Here is a 17,900-nt window from a genome sequence, read left to right on the forward strand (position 1 = left end):
ATCATAATGAATTCAAAAAGACGATGGCATCAGGTCCATCGTCTTTTCTATAGAAATAACATGTAGGTTTTAGTGTTACCATACAAAGAAACACACATAAAGTGCTATATATTCTACGAACGTTAAAAGATACATATATTTCAAACGTAGCTTTACATTGAATGGTACTTCCCAATTCGGATACTTTTGTTCAAAATAAGCGATTTGAAGCAAGTAGATACCGATACCTAATGGCAGCAGCATTAAACCGATACTGACAAGAAATGAAAAACCAATCTCATGGATAAAGTGTCCGATAATCAATTGGATAACTATCAGTACCGCAATAAAAACAAGAAGTTGCATTGTCATTTTGCCATGCGCACTCCTTTCACCATGATCAATATCATTGCTTGTAGCAAGGTCATAACGAATAAGAAGAAAAGACCTTTCGCGTCTAAGAATTGAACAACATCTCTGATAATAGAAAGTGGTTGAGTGACTAAGTAGACACTATGGAATCTCAAGAATCGTCCCATCGCAATTCCTAAACTATTCGCAAACATTAAGCCAATGACGATAATGTAATTGAATAAAGGTTTATTGGTTAAATGGAATAACTCAATGTTAATCAAAATATAACAATAAACTGCAAAACAGACGCCACCGACTAAGAAGGTAAAGTACAACCATTCTATAGGTCTGACCCCTTCCATAATCGTAAATGCAAATTGGTTAAGATGGATAAGGTCTGTCACCATATAAAAGGTATTCGGGAAGATTAAGACAAAGATTGCTGCGAAAACAATAAATAGCGGCCATTCGAAACGTCGCTTCGGTATAAATAGCTTAAGTAACCAAACGAGTTCAAAAGGAATATATGCTAAGAATAAGTTTAATGCCATGAATTGGTAAAATTTATTTAAAGGCAATGTCAGCAGCATTAATATCACAAATAATATGCGTGCAATATAACGTGATTGCATTTCAAAGTCCTCTCTTTAAACATCCCTGTTAATGGATGGATTATCTGAAAACAACAATACTCGTGTTTCAGACGTATTTAGATGAATATATTACAGGTTTTCAGCCTAGATATCAATTAAAAGTATAGCATTTAAAAGACACGTTAAGCATAGAAAAAAGAAATGAGGGAAGAATTAGACTAAAATAATTCAATATTATTTGATTGAGCCGCAGAATAACTATGGTGTATAATAGGTAGTCACGAAAAATTTGACTGAATCAAACAACGCAATAAAGGAGGAAATCATGAGTAAGCAATTAATCACCTTATATTTTAATATTTTTCTAGTCTTCTTAGGTATCGGATTAGTTGTACCTGTGTTACCCGTCTATTTAAAGGACTTAGGTTTAAATGGAAGTGATTTAGGTATTCTTGTTGCGGCCTTTGCGTTAGCGCAAATGGTAATTTCGCCATTCGGAGGCAACTTAGCTGATAAATTAGGGAAGAAATTAATTATTTGTATCGGTTTAGTACTATTCGCTGTTTCTGAGTTCATCTTTGCGATGAGCAGCAACTATCCGCTTTTGATTGTTTCAAGAATTATCGGTGGTTTCAGTGCAGGTATGGTAATGCCTGGGGTTACAGGTATGATCGCAGATATCTCACGTCCTGAAGATAAAGCGAAAAACTTCGGCTATATGTCAGCAATTATTAACTCCGGCTTCATTTTAGGACCTGGCTTTGGCGGCTTTATGGCAGAGTTCTCTCACCGTTTGCCATTCTACTTCGCTGGGAGCCTAGGTGTCGTAGCATTCTTTTGTTCTTTATTCTTTATCCAAGGTGCAAAACGCGAAACGACAGATGGTTTCCATACAGTTATCGAACCGCAAGATTTAGCTAAAATTAATATCAAAGCTTTTATTACCCCGGTAATCATTACGTTCGTTTTAGCATTCGGACTTGCAGCATTTGAAACACTTTATCCATTATATACTGCAGATAAAGCACATTACGCGCCAAAAGATATTTCTATCGCGATCACAGGCGGTGGCTTAGCAGGTGCGATCTTCCAAATCTTCTTATTCGATAAATTTATGAAGTACTTTAAAGAATTAACATTTATACAATTATCACTGCTTTATTCAGCAATTATGTTGTTTTTATTGATTGTTGCACATCATTACTGGTCAATTATGATTATCAGTTTTATAGTATTTATCGGTTTTGATATGATACGTCCAGCTATAACGAATTACTTCTCGAATATTGCGGGTAATCGTCAAGGGTTAGCAGGAGGCTTGAACTCTACCTTCACAAGTATGGGGAACTTCGCAGGCCCGCTCGTTGCAGGTACATTATATGATGTGAACTTAGAATTTCCATTGTATATGTCCGTGACAGTCATGTTATTAGGGATTGTGATTATTATGGTTGAGAAGACCATTAGAAAAAGCAGAAAGCTGAAACAAAGTTAAATTATGATATAGAAAGTGTGCTGTTGTGCTTACAACAGCATGCTTTTAATATTTATTTATCTGAAAAATTTGAAAATGACATTGACGAAATGTGTCACTGGTGGTAACCTTAATACAATTCAATCAAATAGAACTCTTATCAAGATAGGCGGAGGGATGTGCCCGACGAAGCCCAGCAACCATCGTGTAAACGAAGTGGTGCTAATTCACAAAAAGTCATAGACTTTTGAAGATGAGAGAAAGAATGAAAGCTTTCTCTTATTTTAATGAGAAGGCTTTTTTCTTTTGTTAAGGGTGATTTGATAAATATTACATAGGGATGGTGCAGTGGAAATGAAGAAAGTAAGTAGTTTAATCGGGTTATTGGTATTACTGGTCGTACTCGCAGCGTGCGGCAAAGGTGGAGACAAGGAGAAAATCACAGTAGCAGCTTCTCCAGCTCCGCATGGTGAGGTATTAGAACATGCGAAAAAAGCTATGAAAGATAAAGGGTATGATTTAGAAGTTAAAGTCGTTAATGATTATAAAGTACCTAATAAATTATTAGATAAAGGAGACGTGGATGCGAACCTTTTCCAACACGTTCCTTATTTAAAGGCTGAAAGAAAGTCACATGGTTATAAAATTGAAGAAGTCGGTAAAGTCTTCACAACACCAATGGGTGTTTACAGTAAAAAATATAAAAACATCAAAGATATTCCAAAAGGTTCAACAATCTATGTTTCAAACAACCCCGCTGAAGAAGGACGTTTCTTATCTTTCTTCGTTAATGAAGGCTTAGTTAAAATCAAAGATGGCGTGAAAATTGAAGATGCGAAATTCGATGACATTGTTGAAAATAAAAAAGATTTAAAATTCAATAATCAACAAGGTGCAGAATTCTTACCAAAAACATATAAAAGCGGTGAAGGTGCTGCTGTTATTATGAACTCAAACTATGCGATTGATAATGGTTTAACACCTTCGAAAGATGCGATTGTGATGGAAAATGAATCATCACCATTTGCGAATATTTTAGCAGTTAAAGAAGGTCATAAAGACGATAAAAAATTCCAAGAACTCATCAAAGTATTACAGTCTAAAGACATGAAAGAATTCATTAAGAAAGAATACGGTAAAGACGTAATACCATATGAAGCAAAGTAAAGGAGTCGAATGAATATGGCTAAATTAGGAATTATTGGTGTAGGACGTGTAGGCAGCCAAGTCTTAACTGATGCACAATATTTAGGGCACTTTTCAGAAATTGTCGTGATTGATACGAATGAAAACTTAGCACAAGGTGAAGTGTTGGATCATCATCATATACAAGGTTTGAATCATACACATCGCACAAAAATTCATGTAGGCAGTTATCAAGATATAGTGGATGCGGATGTGGTGATTGTGTCAGCGAGTGCGACTTCGACACCAGACATGAAAGATCGTACCTTACTCACTAAAGCGAATAGCGTTATTGTGAATGATGTGTTTAGACAATTATCAGCTGTGACGAAAGAAGCTATCGTCATTTTAATTTCAAATCCAGTGGATGCGATGACGTATCTTGCACATCAAGCAGGCTACCCATCTGATAAAGTGATCGGTACAGGTACCATTTTAGAGTCAGCGCGTTTTCGTACTTTAATTGCTGATCACTACAATGTGGATCCTAAAGATGTAGAAGGTTTTGTATTAGGAGAACACGGTTCACATTGTGTACCAATCTGGAGTCGCGTGCGTATTCATGGGATTGAATTACCAGAATTTGAACAATTGACAGGCCATGCGCCAATTGATCGTGGAGCGATTTCTACGGCAATTGACGAAGTCGCGTTTGATGTCTTTAAGAAAAAAGGTTGGACAAACTCAGCGATTTCAAGAGCGGCTGTTCAACTTGCACAGTCGATTTTATTTGATGAACATAGTATTGAACCCGTCAGCGGATTAGTTCAAGGTGCTTATGGATTAGTCGATGGTGCATTAAGTTTATTGACACTGGTTGATAGAAACGGTGTGAAACAGCGTTTGCCGATTGAATTGTCTAATGAAGAACAAAAACAATTGGAAGCGGCACATAACTTTATTCAAACTGCGATTGAACAGGGCGAAGCGGCAATTCAAGCACAAGTATAACCGTTATATAAACGAGCAATCTAACATCAGGTTGCTCGTTTTATTTTTGTAATAATTCTTTGATAATCATACTCAATCGTAATATATTGTCATACAAGACGCTGCTTTGTCATTTTATGAGTATGATAAAAAGAGAATATAATTTAATTTAACTTCTGAAAGACAGTTAACACACTATTGAAAGCTCTTACACAATTAAACATTAAACTGCTTCTTTTCGTGTCGGTTCTGTTACATATGTTACGTATATTACATTTGGTTTAAATAGCTTACTACCTACCAAAATGTCATGTTTTTTATGTTAATATTGAAATCACGAAATAGAGGTTAAGAGGTATTAGGAATGAGAGCGTTTATTTTATGGGTGTCCGCTGCCATTCTTTCATGTTGTTTGATTTTCTTATTAGTATTAGTCACAAATGAAAATGAACTCGCAAAATTCCAAAATGGAGTATCTACATTTATGCAAAGTGACAAACAGGTCTCATCTGATCATTCAGCCTCAGATGCACCGCCAACATATCGTAAAGCGGCAGGGGGACCATCAACACAACATGCAGACGCAGCGCATAAGAGTGAAGCTGAATCTAGTTCATTATTTGTGATTTCATTAACGTCCATCACAAATGAATTAAGCCATCAATGGCTTCAGCATTTTCCAAAACAAGGCAGTTATGACAACTGAACTCACTTATAGAGTTGAAGTTATGTCAGAACGCCTTGTTTTTTTATGTCATGATTTGTGTTCGCATGCTATATTAAGAGTGAGGTGAACGCAATGAAACAGAAGAAAACAAATGCGATGCGTATTTTAGATCGCGAAGGCATCGATTATGAAATGCGTACATTTAAAATGGGTAAAGATCATATTGAAGGACAAGAAGTCGCAAAACTAATTGATGCTAATCCGGATCAAGTGTTTAAAACACTCTTATTTATTAACAATAATCACGATCCATATGTGTTTGTGATTCCAGTAGAACATCATTTAGATATGAAACATGCGGCACAAGCAGTAGATGAAAAGAAACTGCATTTGCTTCCGCTAGATGAGTTGACGAAAGTAACAGGTTATATTCGTGGCGGTTGTTCCCCAATTGGTATGAAACATCTATTTCCAACAGTGATTGACCAATCCGCGCAACAACATGAGAAAATATTTGTAAGCGGAGGTCTGCCTGGTGTCCAAATGGGTGTGAATGTTTCAGAATTAATTCAAGCAACGAAAGCAAAAGTAGCGGATGTTGCGACACATGAATCAAATTAAGATGAGCAGTGTTGATGAGCATTTGCTCATCTTTTTTAATAGTTTATGATTGTTTTTGAATGATTTTGAAAGTTTTTGATTGAAAATGATTAAGAAAGCGCTTATAATAAAGAAGAAATGAGGTGGCGATATGATAACGCAGAAACGGTTTGAACTAATCATACAACTATTAAAAGAAAAAGAATTTTTAACACTACAAGAAATAATTGATTTAACAGGATGCAGCGCTTCGACAATTCGCCGAGATTTATCTAAGTTACAAAAAATGGGTAAATTACAACGCGTTCATGGCGGTGCCACGCTCAAAACAACAGCCTTGAGTGAACCGAAAATGTCAGAGAAGAAAGAACGTAATTTACAAGAAAAACGTGAAATCGCAAAAATCGCAGCTGCACAAATTGAAGACCGTGATTGTATTTATATTGATGCAGGGACATCGACTTATGAAATGATAGAACACATTACAGCACAAGAAATTGTCGCAGTTACTAACGGATTAACCCATGTCGAAGCATTATTACAGCGTGGAATTAAAACGTTGATTATTGGCGGAGATGTAAAAGCAAGCACATTAGCTTCTGTCGGACCGCGAGCGATTGAAACTTTGAAACATTATCATTTTGATAAAGTTTTCATCGGCATGAATGGGATGAATACAGAAGGTAAATTGACAACACCAGATGAACAAGAAGCTTATGTGAAAGAAACTGCAATGAAAGTGGGACATCATATTTTCGTCTTGCTTGATAGTTCTAAATTCGGACCTACGTATTTTGCATGTGTCAATGTACCGAAAGATGTACCGTTTGAAATTTTGACTTCAACAAAAGCGCTAAAACGTTCAGATATGAAAGCATATCGCAACCATTATTCGATAAGAGGAGTGTAATAAAGTGATCTATACAGTAACTTTCAATCCATCGATTGATTACATTATGAAAGTAGACACGTTTCAAGAAGGCGGACTTAACCGTGCGAAAGAAACGTATAAATTTGCAGGAGGCAAAGGGATTAACGTTTCGCGTGTGCTGAACACTTTAGAAACACCTTCGACTGCATTGGGATTTGTTGGTGGATTTCCTGGGAAATTTATCCAAGATGTTTTACAACAAGCTGGTATTAAAAATGATTTTATTGAAGTAGAAGAAGATACACGTATCAATGTGAAATTAAAATCAGGTCAAGAAACAGAAATCAATGCAGGTGGACCTACTATTTCAAATCAAGCGTTTGAAGCGTTATTAACACAAATTAAAAACACGAATGCTGATGACACTGTTGTTGTGGCAGGAAGTGTACCGAAAAGTATTCCTGATAATGCCTATGAACAAATTGCGAAAATCACACAAAAAACTGGCGCAAAATTAGTTGTAGATGCAGAAAAAGACTTAGTTGAGACTGTATTGCCATATAACCCGTTCTTTATTAAACCGAATAAAGATGAATTAGAAGTCATGTTTGATACAAAAATCACTTCTGATAATGATGTAGTGACACACGGAAAAGCTATTCTTGATAAAGGCGCACAAGCAGTGATTGTTTCACTTGGCGGTGAGGGTGCAATTTATATTGATGCTGAACATTGTATTAAAGCTTCTGTACCAAAAGGCAATGTATTAAATACAGTGGGTTCTGGAGATAGTACTGTTGCAGGTATGTTAGCAGGTTTAGCACAAGGTTTTGATGTACATGAAGTATTTCGTAATGCCGTAGCCTCTGGAACAGCAACAGCATTCAGTCAAGATTTAGCAAACAAAGAAATGATAGAAAAAGTACGTTCTGAAATTGAATTAACGGACTTGAAATAGGAGTGAGAAAAATATGAGAATCACTGAATTATTAACGCGAGAGACAATCGCGATGGATTTAGATGCGACATCAAAAGAAGGTGTCATTGATGCTTTAGTGGATCAATTAGACCATGCAGGTATTTTAAGCGATGTCAAAGCGTTCAAAGAAGCGATTATGGCACGTGAAGGGCAAAGTACAACAGGTATCGGTGAAGGGATTGCGATTCCCCATGCGAAAGTTGATGCAGTGAAAAAGCCGGCTATTGCCTTCGGTAAATCAAAAGCCGGCGTAGATTATCAAAGTTTAGACGGACAACCTGCACACTTATTCTTTATGATTGCAGCACCTGAAGGCGGGGCACAAACACATTTAGACGCGTTAGCTAAATTATCTGGTGTCTTAATGGATGACGATGTCAGAAAAGCGTTGTTAAACGCAGAAACACCAGATGAAGTTTTGACAATTATTGATCGTGCAGACGATGAAGCACCAGATGAAGAAGAGGAAACAGCGCCAGTTGAAGCGAATAAAGACGCTGAATCTGAAGAGCCATATGTTATCGGTGTGACAGCATGTCCAACGGGTATTGCACATACGTATATGGCAAAAGATGCTTTATTGAAACAAGCGAAAAAAATGGGCGTCAAAATGAAAGTTGAAACAAACGGGTCAAGTGGTATTAAAAACCGTTTAACTACTGAAGATATTGATAAAGCACAAGGTGTTATTGTTGCAGTGGACGTGCATGTAGAAACAGATCGTTTCGATGGCAAAAACGTCGTAGAAGTTCCTGTTGCTGACGGCATCAAACGTCCAGAAGAATTAATCGACCTTGCTTTAGCAACTGACCGTACACCATTTAAAGCAAGAGAAGGCAGAGGTAAAGGTCAAGCAAGCGGTAAACAAGAAAAACAAAGTGTCGGCAAAACAATTTATAAGCACTTAATGAACGGTGTTTCTAACATGTTGCCACTTGTAATTGCCGGTGGTATTTTAATGGCAATTGTATTCTTGTTCGGACCAAACTCATTCGATCCGAAATCTTCAGAGTATAATGCATTTGCTGAACAATTGTGGAACATTGGTAAGAACAGTGCGTTCTACTTAATTATTCCAATTTTATCAGCATTCATCGCACGCAGCATTGCTGAAAAACCAGGTATGGCAGCTGGTTTAGTCGGCGGTATGTTAGCAATGAGCGGTGACTCTGGATTTATCGGCGGTATTATTGCCGGTTTCTTAGCAGGTTATTTAACAGAAGGCATCAAAGTGATGACGCGTCGTATGCCACAATCACTTGAAGGTTTAAAACCAACATTAATTTATCCGATTTTATCTGTCACTATTACAGGTCTGTTAATGGTTTATGTATTTAACCCACCAGCAGCTTGGGTGAACCATTTATTATTAAACGGTTTAAACAGTTTATCAGGAGCAAACATTATGTTACTTGGTTTAGTGATTGGTGCCATGATGGCCATTGATATGGGTGGTCCATTCAACAAAGCAGCTTACGTATTCGCAACAGCGGCATTAACAGAAGGTAACGCTGCACCAATTACAGCAGCTATGGTCGGCGGTATGATTCCACCGATTGCATTAGCACTTTCAATGTTGTTCTTTAAACGTAAGTTTACAAAAACACAACGTGGTTCAATTGTACCTAACTTTGTGATGGGTGCATCATTCATTACAGAAGGTGCTATTCCATTTGCGGCAGCTGACCCAATTCGCGTAATTCCGTCAATGATGATCGGCTCAGGTATCGGCGGTGCCATTGCACTTGGCTTAGGTTCATCTATCGGAGCACCGCATGGTGGTATCTTTGTTATCTTAGGTACTGACTTCTCCCATTCATTACAAACAATTCTAGCGATTTTAGTCGGCGCAGCCATCTCTGCAGTGATTTACGGTTTCATCAAACGTAAACCGACAGCAGACGAAATTGCCGCATCTGAATCAATGGATGAATAATGAGTTGAATTTTACGAGAATTTAGCGCATTATAGTAAAGGCGTGCTATTAGAAATGACACGCATCACGAATCTAATTTACTGTGGTAGGTAAATGTATATTCGAATAAACAGTTAAGAGAGACAGCCTGTTTATCGGGCTGACTCGCTTCTTAGCTGTTTATTTTTATTTGTAAAGAGGTATCATAAAATACCAAAAAAATAACTTGAATTCAGTCTGAAAAAATTACTATTTGAATGGTGATTATGATATGATAATCTTGTTAGATTTTACGCTAGTTGGGAGGTGTCGCTGTGGAAATGGGAAGGATGAACTAGGCATTTGTCACTTTGCTCAAAACGATGCGCTAAACATCATTGCCGTACATAGCGGCATATAACTTGGAGGTGAATCCCTAGCAATAGGGAACTAATTGGATAGTACGACCATAATAAACTTGTTAATATTTATATTTTTAATCGCACTGACTACTGTGTTTGTTGGATCAGAATTTGCTTTGGTGAAAGTCAGAGCTACTAAAATTGAAGAAATGGTTGCAGAAGGCAACGGCAGTGCGGCTGTCGTCAAGAAAATGATTTCAAATCTTGACTACTACTTATCAGCATGTCAGCTCGGTATCACTGTTACATCTTTAGGACTAGGTTGGTTAGGTGAACCTGTCTTTTCTAAATTATTACATCCTATTTTTGAACTGATACCGTTACCCGATGCTTTGAATACAACCATTTCAATCGTTATTTCATTCTTAGTTGTGACATATCTGCATGTAGTATTAGGTGAATTGGCACCTAAAACATTTGCGATTCAGCACACTGAGAAAGTTGCGTTACTTTATGCACGTCCGCTTTACTACTTCGGCTTAATCATGAAACCATTAATTTGGTTAATGAATGGTTCTGCACGAATGATTATCCGTCTATTTGGTATTGATCCAGATGAAAACAATGACGCGATGTCAGAAGAAGAAATTAAAATGATTATCAACAACAGCTATAACAGCGGTGAGATTAACCAGACAGAACTTGCTTATATGCAAAACATCTTCTCATTTGATGAGAGACAAGCGAAAGATGTCATGGTCCCAAGAACACAAATGGTCACTTTAAATGAACCTTTTACTGTAGACGAACTATTAGAGACACTTAAAGAATACCAATTCACTCGTTACCCAATTACAGAAGACGGCGACAAAGACCATATCAAAGGTTTTATTAATGTGAAAGAATTCTTGACAGAGTATGCTTCAGGCAAACCTATCAAGATTGCAAATTATATTCATGAATTGCCATTGATTTCAGAAACAACACGCATCAGTGATGCATTAATCAGAATGCAACGCGAACGTGTACACATCAGTTTGGTTATTGATGAATACGGCGGAACTGCTGGTATCTTAACAATGGAAGATATCTTAGAAGAAATCGTGGGTGAAATCCGTGATGAATTCGATGATAATGAAGTGAATGATGTGATTAAATTAAATGATGACACATACCAAATCAATGGTCGTGTGTTGTTAGAAGATTTAACAGATCAATTAGGTATCGAGTTTGATGACTCTGAAGATATCGATACAATCGGCGGATGGTTACAAGCACATAATACAAACTTACAGAAAAATGACTACGTCGATACGTATTTTGATCGCTGGATTATTTCAGATATTGAAAATCACCAAATCATCACAGTCATTTTAAAATATGAATATAACGCTGAACGTCAGTCTCTTTCAGAAGAAGATGAAGACGATGACAACAATAATAAAAGAAACAAAAGAGATAAAAAAGATAACGATGAATAATCGTAATACTGTCAAATCCCTTTTAGACCGTACTTAAAGTACTAGGTTTAAAAGGGATTTTTTAATGTTTAGACACAAATCCGACATGAATTGAAGTTATAACTTAGTTAATAAATAGTTAATGGTATGATATAAATCACTCATTTATAATAAGATTAATCATTACAAAAATAAAATGAAATGAGGGTTTATGATGAATAGTAAAACATATTTATTAGCTACTACACTTTTAGCAACAAGTATTACTTTAGCAGGTTGTAATAATGAAAAAGATGAACAGCCCAAAGAAAAAACAGAACAGACATCACATGAACATAAACACAATCACCATAAAGTGCTGACAGGTGAATTTAAATCAGGTGAAGAGGAAGTGTCTGGTCACGTTAAAATCGAAAATCACCAAATTAAGTTAACAGATTTTAAATCTGCGAAAGGTCCAGATTTGTACGTCTATCTGACAAAGGACGGCAATATTAAAGAGGGCAAACAACTAGAAATGGTCGACTACAATAAACCAAAACAAACTTTCGACATCAAAGACGCTGACTTAGATCAATATAATGAAGTGACGATTTATTGTAAGAAAGCGCACGTTATCTTCGGTGCCGCAAAAGTAAAATAGAAGGTTAAAGTGATAATTCAACGAGAAGAGAAGTGATTTCATGAAACATTATCTACGTACGATTGAACTCGTAATTTTATTTTTAATTCGTATTATAGCCGGCGGCTACATTTTAGCTCAAGGTTGGGAGAAGTTAACAGGTGGTTTTAAAATAGAACCGCTGATCCCAGTTGTGATTAAGAATGAAGATTCTCCAGTGTGGTTCAAACTCTTTTTTGAACACATCGTCGCGCACAGTGCTCCCGTCTTTAATGTAATTGTACCTTTAGGGGAAATTGCGATTGGTTTAGGGTTAATATTAGGAATTCTGTCACATATTGCAAGTTTCTTTGGCGCCTTTGTTATGCTAAATTATATTTTATCAGATATGATATTTACGTATCCTGTTCAATTAGCACTCTTTATTATATTGTTAATGAATAAAAACTTATTAAAACAAATTTCATTGAGTGCTGTAATCGCATATATTAAAGAAAAAGGTGATACAAGACGTGAACACAATCTTAATCGTTGATGATGAACAAGACATGGTCGACATCTGCCAAACGTACTTCGAATATGAAGGTTATAAAGTATTAACTGCACATAATGGGGAAGATGCTTTGAACCAACTTGACCCATCAATTGATTTAATTATTTTAGACATCATGATGCCGAATGTAGATGGTTATGAAGTGATTAAGGAAATGAAACAACGACAACTGGACATTCCATTTATTTATATGTCCGCAAAAACAAAAGAACATGACACCATTTATGCTTTGACTCTCGGCGCAGATGACTATTTAAAGAAGCCTTTCAGTCCAAGAGAACTCGTGTTACGTGCGAATAATTTGTTGAGCCGCGTTAAGCGCAGTCAGTCAGCACAAACAGCTTTAACTTTTGATACTTTAAAGTTGAATGATCAACAAAAAAGTGTGGAAATTAATGGTGCTGTGGTGAACTTGAGAATTAAAGAATTTGAATTGTTGTGGTATTTAGCAACGCATGAAAATCAAGCGATATCTAAATCGCAATTGTTAGAAGAAGTATGGGGTTATGATTATTACGAAGATGCAAGTACAGTCAATGTACATATTCATCGCATCAGAGAAAAGTTCGAACAATTTCATTTCGACGCTTACACGATTACCACAGTATGGGGTCTTGGTTATAAGTTTGAAAGGAAAGCAGACTAAATGTTTTCAATCAGAACACAAGTGATTATCGGAGTGTTATCTAGTGTATTATTGGCCTCTACCATCCTTGGTATTGCTTATAAACTGATGTTGTTCAATGGTCATACCACAGTGTTATTGACGATTAGCGCTATAGTATCGAGTTGTTTAACCTTATTCATCTGCAGTTTCTTTTTAACACCACTCGTTCAAAAGATTAAACATTTCAATGTCAGAACGAAACAATTCGCAGATGGTAATTACGAGATGGAACCTACGCAATTTACTTCACCGAGAGAAATTAAAGAACTGAGTCATTCCTTTAATAAAATGGCGCATGAGATTACTAAACAAATGGCTCAAATTAAGTCAGAACAACAAGAGAAGTATGAATTGATTCAAAATTTAGCACATGATTTAAAAACACCGCTCGCTTGTATTATTTCGTATTCAGAAGCACTAAAAGACGGTGTCGTTCACTCACAAATAGATCGTCAGGAAGCCTATGACACCTTAATCAAACAATCTAATCGCCTATCCAAAATGTTTGACGAGTTAACGCATGTCGCAACATTAGATGCTCCGAATACTTATGTAGTAGAAACAATTCAAATCGACCAATTATTATTGAATATACTAAATGGCTATGAACAACGTATGAAAATAGACAACAGACATTTAGAAGTGAAGTTTTGTGATAAGTTGGCACCTTTCAAACAATATCCGCAACCGTTAGAACGTATCATTACGAACTTAATTGATAATGCGATGAACTTTTCGCCATCAGGTAGTCCAATTTATATTTGTCTTGCTGAAAGCGAAAAACATATCCAAATTTACATCAAAGATAAAGGCATCGGAATTGCGAAAGCAGATATTAAGCGTATTTTTGAGCGTACTTTCAGAGTAGAAGATTCTAGAAATTACCATACAGGCGGTTCTGGTTTAGGGTTATACATCACACAAGAACTGGTGAAACAAATCGGCGGTACGATTCAAGTTGAAAGTGAACCTGAAGTAGGAACTACGATGATCGTATCTTTGCCAAAATTATAAAACAGTAGAAAAGAAAAGCGTAGAAAGTAAAAGTAAGTATTACAGATAAAAGATAAGAACTAATCCCTAATGAATTTGAAAAGAAAAAACAGACAAGGTTGAAGATATAATCACATCTTCAACCTTGTCTGTTTAGTTTTATAAGATATTCACGCTAAATATAAAGTTAAATTAGCCTTGTTGTAATTGTTCGCGACATTTTTCGAATAAAACGTGGTTTTCTAAATGTACGTGTTGTAATGTCGCATTTTCTAACGCAGCTAAACGAGTGTACACTAAACGCCATGTTCCGCAAGCTTCGATAGGCGGTTGGAAATCATTCGTAATTTCATCCATTCTACGTAACAAGTTACCTGTACTGTCATGATCTGCAGTTAAATCTTCGATAATTGCTTCTACGTTATCAACATTCTCGCCATTCGCAAATGCGATAAGTTGAGGGAAGTCTTTTTCATCTTCTTTTTGTGTATGTTCTAACATGTTGTTTTTAAATGTTGTATATAAATCTTTTAATTCTAACAAGTACTCATGACTTGGACCGTGAACTTTTGCGAGTTTAGTCACATAAGGTGTTAAGTTTTTGAACTCTTCTTTCATTGGTTCGTGGTATGCATCTTGGATGTATTGAATTAAAGAAGGGATGCTTAAATATTTAGGATTTAAGCCTTGTCCTCCGGCATTTTGTTTACTTGCTTCATCAAGTTCGGCTAATAAATCTTCTAAAACAACTCTTTTTTTATCTTTCGCAGCTTCTTCAATAGAAACTTGGCCGCCACAACAAAAATCTATACCAGAACGTTTGAAGATATCAGCAGTTTTCGGATAGTCTGTCACAACGTTCGCTACAATATCAGTTTTAGTAATCATAATATACGCTCCTTTTCGACTCATCTCCATTATAAGAAGAATAGTGATAAATAAAAACAAAAAGTGTTCTAAATTAAAAGTATTATTGTAATCTTCATAAAAACTTCAAGGAAATTTATTATAAATTTACCCGTATAGAAACTAAAGTAACTTACAAAAGGAGTATTAATATTAAAATAAACGTCATAAAAATTACTTTAAACACTATAAGTGTAAATAAACTTTAAATCAATCGTTTGTGACAAATTTCTGAATAATTGAAAATGATTCCCAATATCAGTAGATTAATAAAAAATATTAAGAAGTAGAGACCATACCGCTTATTAAAACATTTGTAGAACACAAAGTTTGCTTAACAATAAACATATTAAAATAAAACTAAAATCGAAGAAAACAACAATTTATGTATAAATACATTTATGACAAAATTAAGAACTAATTGAGAATGATATTTACTATCAATTACAGTAGGCGTATTCTGAAGTTGAGAGTCGAAGTTACTGAGGAGAGAAATCGGGATGAAAAATCCATACAGTAGATTGTCGAAAGTCTTAGTAACAATATTAGTCGCCGTATTCGGTATTTTGCTAGCTGGTGGTTGGTTGATATTTAAAAATGAAGCGCCTCGTCCAACAAAAGTGGTGAACGAAAGTGGACAGACGGTCATTTCTAAATCCGAACTAATCAGTGGTCAAGCCATTTATGAAAAATATGGATTGACGGATTATGGTTCATATTTAGGAAACGGATCTTATTTAGGTCCTGATTATACTGCAGAAACATTGCATCATTATTTAAAAGGGATGCATTACTATTATGCTGAACATCTTTATGATAAACCTTTTAAACAATTAAACCAAATGCAAAAAGCAGGCATTGAAGACAAAGTTAAAAAAGAAATACGGGTGAATCGCTATTCAAAAGCTAAAGATGAACTTGTATTAACAGATGCACAAGTTGCAGGCTTGAATTATGTCAGAGATTATTATCATAAAGAGTTTGTGAATAATCCCAAGCAAGCAGGGTTACCACAAAATATGATTGATCAAATCAAGACAGATGATTATATGGTCAAAGGGAATAAAATTGAGCATTTGAGTGATTTCTTCTTCTGGGGTGCATGGTTATCTTCAACAGACCGTCCAGATAGAGATTTCTCATATACAAACAACTGGCCATTTGATGAACAAGCGGGTAATACAATGCCAAGTGAAGCATTGATATGGTCAGCAATTTCCGTTGCGATATTAGTCGCTGGTGTTGCGATTATTATTTACTTCCAAAGACGTTATCAATTCGACATGGAATCAACATATGATAGTGAACGTCGTTTACCTGAAATTAAAATTCAAGATACAATTTCATCAAGTCAGGCCAAAACAGCCAAATACTTTGTGATTGTGATGGTGCTGTTTTTAATTCAAATCTTATTAGGTGAATTAATGGCCCATTATTATGTGGAAAATGAATTCTTTGGTATTCCGCTTCAAAAACTATTCCCATTCAACATTGCGAAGACATGGCACTTGCAGTTGGTGATCTTCTGGGTGGCTACAACATGGCTTGCGACAGGGATCTATATTGTGCCGAGGGTGCTCGGTAAAGAGCCTAAACATCAAGGTAAATTAGTCGATATCTTATTCGTCGCATTATTGATTGTTGCTGGCGGTAGTATGATAGGTGAATGGGGCAATATTCTTGGCTGGATTAACGATAAATGGTGGTTATTCGGTCATTTCGGTTGGGAATATATTGAGCTTGGTAAATTCTGGCAAATTCTATTTATCATCGGTATGGTGCTATGGATGATTATTTTAGCCAGAGGCTTCATCCCAGCGATTAAAGATGGCAGTGAACAACATCGTAAGCGTTTAATCTTACTCTTGTTTATTGGCGCAATCGCAATTCCAATGTTCTACTTAGCATCACTCTTTATTATGCCTAACTCACATGTCACTTTCGCAGATTATTGGCGTTGGTGGATTGTACACTTATGGGTAGAAGGCATCTTTGAAGCTTTTGCGGTTATTTTAATTGGTTTCTTAATGGTAGATATGAAATTAACGACAATACATTCTACAATTCGTGCATTGTACTTCCAAATCATTTTATTACTAGGTACAGGTATTGTAGGAATGGGGCACCATTATTACTGGCAAGGCGACCATTCAATTTGGTTAGCATTAGGTTCAAGCTTCTCTGCTTTAGAAGTTGTACCGTTATGTTTATTAATTTGGGAAGCTTACACCCATTATCGTGTTTATAAATTCAGTAAAATTGAATTCCCATACAAAGGTACATTCATCTTCTTAGCTTCTACAGGATTATGGAACGCAATTGGTGCGGGTGCACTAGGATTCTTGATTAATGCGCCAGCCATTAACTACTTTGAACACGGAACACAGTGGACATCTGCGCACGCACATGGCTCAATGGCCGGTGTGTATGGTATGTTCTCAATTGCGATTATGTTATATGTATTAAGAAGTATTACTAAACCTGAATTCTGGACGAAGAAAGTTGAAAAATGGATTTCTATTTCATGCTGGTTATTAAATATTGGTTTAGCTGGCATGGTCTTTGTGACATTGCTTCCAGTAGGTTATATTCAACTTACAGATGCATTGAAACATGGTTACTGGCATGCAAGATTGACAGAGTTCTATCAAAAAGACTCAGTCTTTTGGTTATTATGGGGCAGATTGCCTTGGGACTTAATCTTCACAGCCGGTGTAATTATTTTACTTGTAATCACAGTTCGTGAAGTCATGCATCTTAAAAAAGTTAAAAATAATGAATATCAAAATAAAATCTGATAGACAGTAAATA

Annotated in this window: 17 protein-coding genes and 1 riboswitch; of the genes, 14 read left to right on the forward strand and 3 right to left on the reverse strand. The window is 36.0% G+C overall.

What is annotated here, in order from left to right; genetic code table 11:
- Window positions 1–75: 75 nt before the first annotated feature.
- Window positions 76–351: a hypothetical protein gene (locus tag HMPREF2846_RS05005; protein ID WP_023015416.1), complete on the reverse strand. Its 276-nt coding sequence runs from the start codon at window positions 349–351 to the stop codon at window positions 76–78.
- Window positions 348–965, reverse strand: coding sequence for a DUF1361 domain-containing protein (locus HMPREF2846_RS05010; RefSeq protein WP_070625983.1), 618 nt, complete (start codon window positions 963–965; stop codon window positions 348–350). The genes HMPREF2846_RS05005 and HMPREF2846_RS05010 overlap by 4 nt, the downstream gene beginning before the upstream one ends.
- 286 nt (window positions 966–1,251) lie before the next feature.
- On the opposite strand from HMPREF2846_RS05010, the gene norA reads away from it, so the two are divergent.
- The 13 genes from norA (at window position 1,252) to HMPREF2846_RS05075 (ending at window position 14,204) form a co-directional block, all read left to right on the forward strand.
- Window positions 1,252–2,421 carry a multidrug efflux MFS transporter NorA gene (norA, locus tag HMPREF2846_RS05015; protein ID WP_023015415.1) on the forward strand — a complete coding sequence of 390 codons (1,170 nt, stop codon included), beginning with the start codon at window positions 1,252–1,254 and terminating at the stop codon, window positions 2,419–2,421.
- A gap of 133 nt (window positions 2,422–2,554) precedes the next feature.
- Window positions 2,555–2,660, forward strand: a riboswitch (SAM riboswitch).
- Window positions 2,661–2,754: 94 nt separating this feature from the next.
- The gene (locus tag HMPREF2846_RS05020) at window positions 2,755–3,567 is read left to right on the forward strand and encodes a MetQ/NlpA family ABC transporter substrate-binding protein (protein WP_002481486.1); all 813 of its coding nucleotides are present in this window, start codon (window positions 2,755–2,757) and stop codon (window positions 3,565–3,567) included.
- Between the two features lie 15 nt (window positions 3,568–3,582).
- Window positions 3,583–4,536: a lactate/malate family dehydrogenase gene (locus HMPREF2846_RS05025; RefSeq protein ID WP_070625985.1), complete on the forward strand. Its 954-nt coding sequence runs from the start codon at window positions 3,583–3,585 to the stop codon at window positions 4,534–4,536.
- Between the two features lie 343 nt (window positions 4,537–4,879).
- Complete coding sequence (locus HMPREF2846_RS05030) at window positions 4,880–5,221, forward strand: hypothetical protein (RefSeq protein WP_002481488.1); 342 nt, start codon at window positions 4,880–4,882, stop codon at window positions 5,219–5,221.
- 93 nt (window positions 5,222–5,314) lie between these two features.
- Window positions 5,315–5,803 carry a Cys-tRNA(Pro) deacylase gene (ybaK, locus tag HMPREF2846_RS05035; protein ID WP_070625986.1) on the forward strand — a complete coding sequence of 163 codons (489 nt, stop codon included), beginning with the start codon at window positions 5,315–5,317 and terminating at the stop codon, window positions 5,801–5,803.
- A 130-nt stretch (window positions 5,804–5,933) separates the two neighbouring features.
- A complete protein-coding gene (locus HMPREF2846_RS05040) occupies window positions 5,934–6,692 on the forward strand; it encodes a DeoR/GlpR family DNA-binding transcription regulator (protein WP_023015413.1) in 759 nt (252 codons plus the stop codon).
- Window positions 6,693–6,696: 4 nt separating this feature from the next.
- Window positions 6,697–7,611, forward strand: coding sequence for a 1-phosphofructokinase (gene pfkB, locus HMPREF2846_RS05045; protein WP_070625987.1), 915 nt, complete (start codon window positions 6,697–6,699; stop codon window positions 7,609–7,611).
- A 13-nt stretch (window positions 7,612–7,624) separates the two neighbouring features.
- Entirely contained in the window at window positions 7,625–9,568 is a 1,944-nt protein-coding gene (locus HMPREF2846_RS05050) for a PTS fructose transporter subunit IIABC (RefSeq protein WP_070625988.1), read from the forward strand.
- Between the two features lie 412 nt (window positions 9,569–9,980).
- Window positions 9,981–11,369, forward strand: coding sequence for a hemolysin family protein (locus HMPREF2846_RS05055; RefSeq protein WP_002481493.1), 1,389 nt, complete (start codon window positions 9,981–9,983; stop codon window positions 11,367–11,369).
- A gap of 193 nt (window positions 11,370–11,562) precedes the next feature.
- Window positions 11,563–11,991, forward strand: a complete 429-nt coding sequence (locus HMPREF2846_RS05060; protein ID WP_070625989.1) for a DM13 domain-containing protein — start codon at window positions 11,563–11,565, stop codon at window positions 11,989–11,991.
- Window positions 11,992–12,031: 40 nt separating this feature from the next.
- On the forward strand, window positions 12,032–12,505 hold the full coding sequence (locus HMPREF2846_RS05065; RefSeq protein ID WP_002481495.1) for a DoxX family membrane protein: 474 nt from the start codon (window positions 12,032–12,034) through the stop codon (window positions 12,503–12,505).
- Window positions 12,506–12,518: 13 nt separating this feature from the next.
- Window positions 12,519–13,169 carry a response regulator transcription factor gene (locus HMPREF2846_RS05070; RefSeq protein ID WP_051036002.1) on the forward strand — a complete coding sequence of 217 codons (651 nt, stop codon included), beginning with the start codon at window positions 12,519–12,521 and terminating at the stop codon, window positions 13,167–13,169.
- Complete coding sequence (locus HMPREF2846_RS05075) at window positions 13,170–14,204, forward strand: HAMP domain-containing sensor histidine kinase (protein WP_023015408.1); 1,035 nt, start codon at window positions 13,170–13,172, stop codon at window positions 14,202–14,204.
- A 171-nt stretch (window positions 14,205–14,375) separates the two neighbouring features.
- Here the strand turns inward: HMPREF2846_RS05075 and scdA are convergent, their stop codons facing one another.
- A complete protein-coding gene (gene scdA, locus HMPREF2846_RS05080; RefSeq protein WP_060804108.1) occupies window positions 14,376–15,071 on the reverse strand; it encodes an iron-sulfur cluster repair di-iron protein ScdA in 696 nt (231 codons plus the stop codon).
- Between the two features lie 512 nt (window positions 15,072–15,583).
- Here scdA and HMPREF2846_RS05085 point away from each other — a divergent pair.
- The gene (locus HMPREF2846_RS05085; protein ID WP_176745470.1) at window positions 15,584–17,887 is read left to right on the forward strand and encodes a nitric-oxide reductase large subunit; all 2,304 of its coding nucleotides are present in this window, start codon (window positions 15,584–15,586) and stop codon (window positions 17,885–17,887) included.
- Window positions 17,888–17,900: the final 13 nt, after the last annotated feature.

It is taken from the genome of Staphylococcus sp. HMSC056G08 (genome assembly GCF_001812305.1).
Taxonomy (GTDB): Bacteria; Bacillota; Bacilli; order Staphylococcales; family Staphylococcaceae; genus Staphylococcus; species Staphylococcus simulans.

What these genes read in the sequence shown, in the direction of transcription:
- HMPREF2846_RS05005 (WP_023015416.1), bottom strand. Translation starts at nt 351, where the DNA reads ATGACAATGCAACTTCTTGTTTTTATTGCGGTACTGATAGTTATCCAA.
- HMPREF2846_RS05010 (WP_070625983.1), bottom strand. Translation starts at nt 965, where the DNA reads ATGCAATCACGTTATATTGCACGCATATTATTTGTGATATTAATGCTG.
- norA (WP_023015415.1), top strand. Translation starts at nt 1,252, where the DNA reads ATGAGTAAGCAATTAATCACCTTATATTTTAATATTTTTCTAGTCTTC.
- HMPREF2846_RS05020 (WP_002481486.1), top strand. Translation starts at nt 2,755, where the DNA reads ATGAAGAAAGTAAGTAGTTTAATCGGGTTATTGGTATTACTGGTCGTA.
- HMPREF2846_RS05025 (WP_070625985.1), top strand. Translation starts at nt 3,583, where the DNA reads ATGGCTAAATTAGGAATTATTGGTGTAGGACGTGTAGGCAGCCAAGTC.
- HMPREF2846_RS05030 (WP_002481488.1), top strand. Translation starts at nt 4,880, where the DNA reads ATGAGAGCGTTTATTTTATGGGTGTCCGCTGCCATTCTTTCATGTTGT.
- ybaK (WP_070625986.1), top strand. Translation starts at nt 5,315, where the DNA reads ATGAAACAGAAGAAAACAAATGCGATGCGTATTTTAGATCGCGAAGGC.
- HMPREF2846_RS05040 (WP_023015413.1), top strand. Translation starts at nt 5,934, where the DNA reads ATGATAACGCAGAAACGGTTTGAACTAATCATACAACTATTAAAAGAA.
- HMPREF2846_RS05050 (WP_070625988.1), top strand. Translation starts at nt 7,625, where the DNA reads ATGAGAATCACTGAATTATTAACGCGAGAGACAATCGCGATGGATTTA.
- HMPREF2846_RS05060 (WP_070625989.1), top strand. Translation starts at nt 11,563, where the DNA reads ATGAATAGTAAAACATATTTATTAGCTACTACACTTTTAGCAACAAGT.
- HMPREF2846_RS05065 (WP_002481495.1), top strand. Translation starts at nt 12,032, where the DNA reads ATGAAACATTATCTACGTACGATTGAACTCGTAATTTTATTTTTAATT.
- HMPREF2846_RS05070 (WP_051036002.1), top strand. Translation starts at nt 12,519, where the DNA reads ATGGTCGACATCTGCCAAACGTACTTCGAATATGAAGGTTATAAAGTA.
- HMPREF2846_RS05075 (WP_023015408.1), top strand. Translation starts at nt 13,170, where the DNA reads ATGTTTTCAATCAGAACACAAGTGATTATCGGAGTGTTATCTAGTGTA.
- scdA (WP_060804108.1), bottom strand. Translation starts at nt 15,071, where the DNA reads ATGATTACTAAAACTGATATTGTAGCGAACGTTGTGACAGACTATCCG.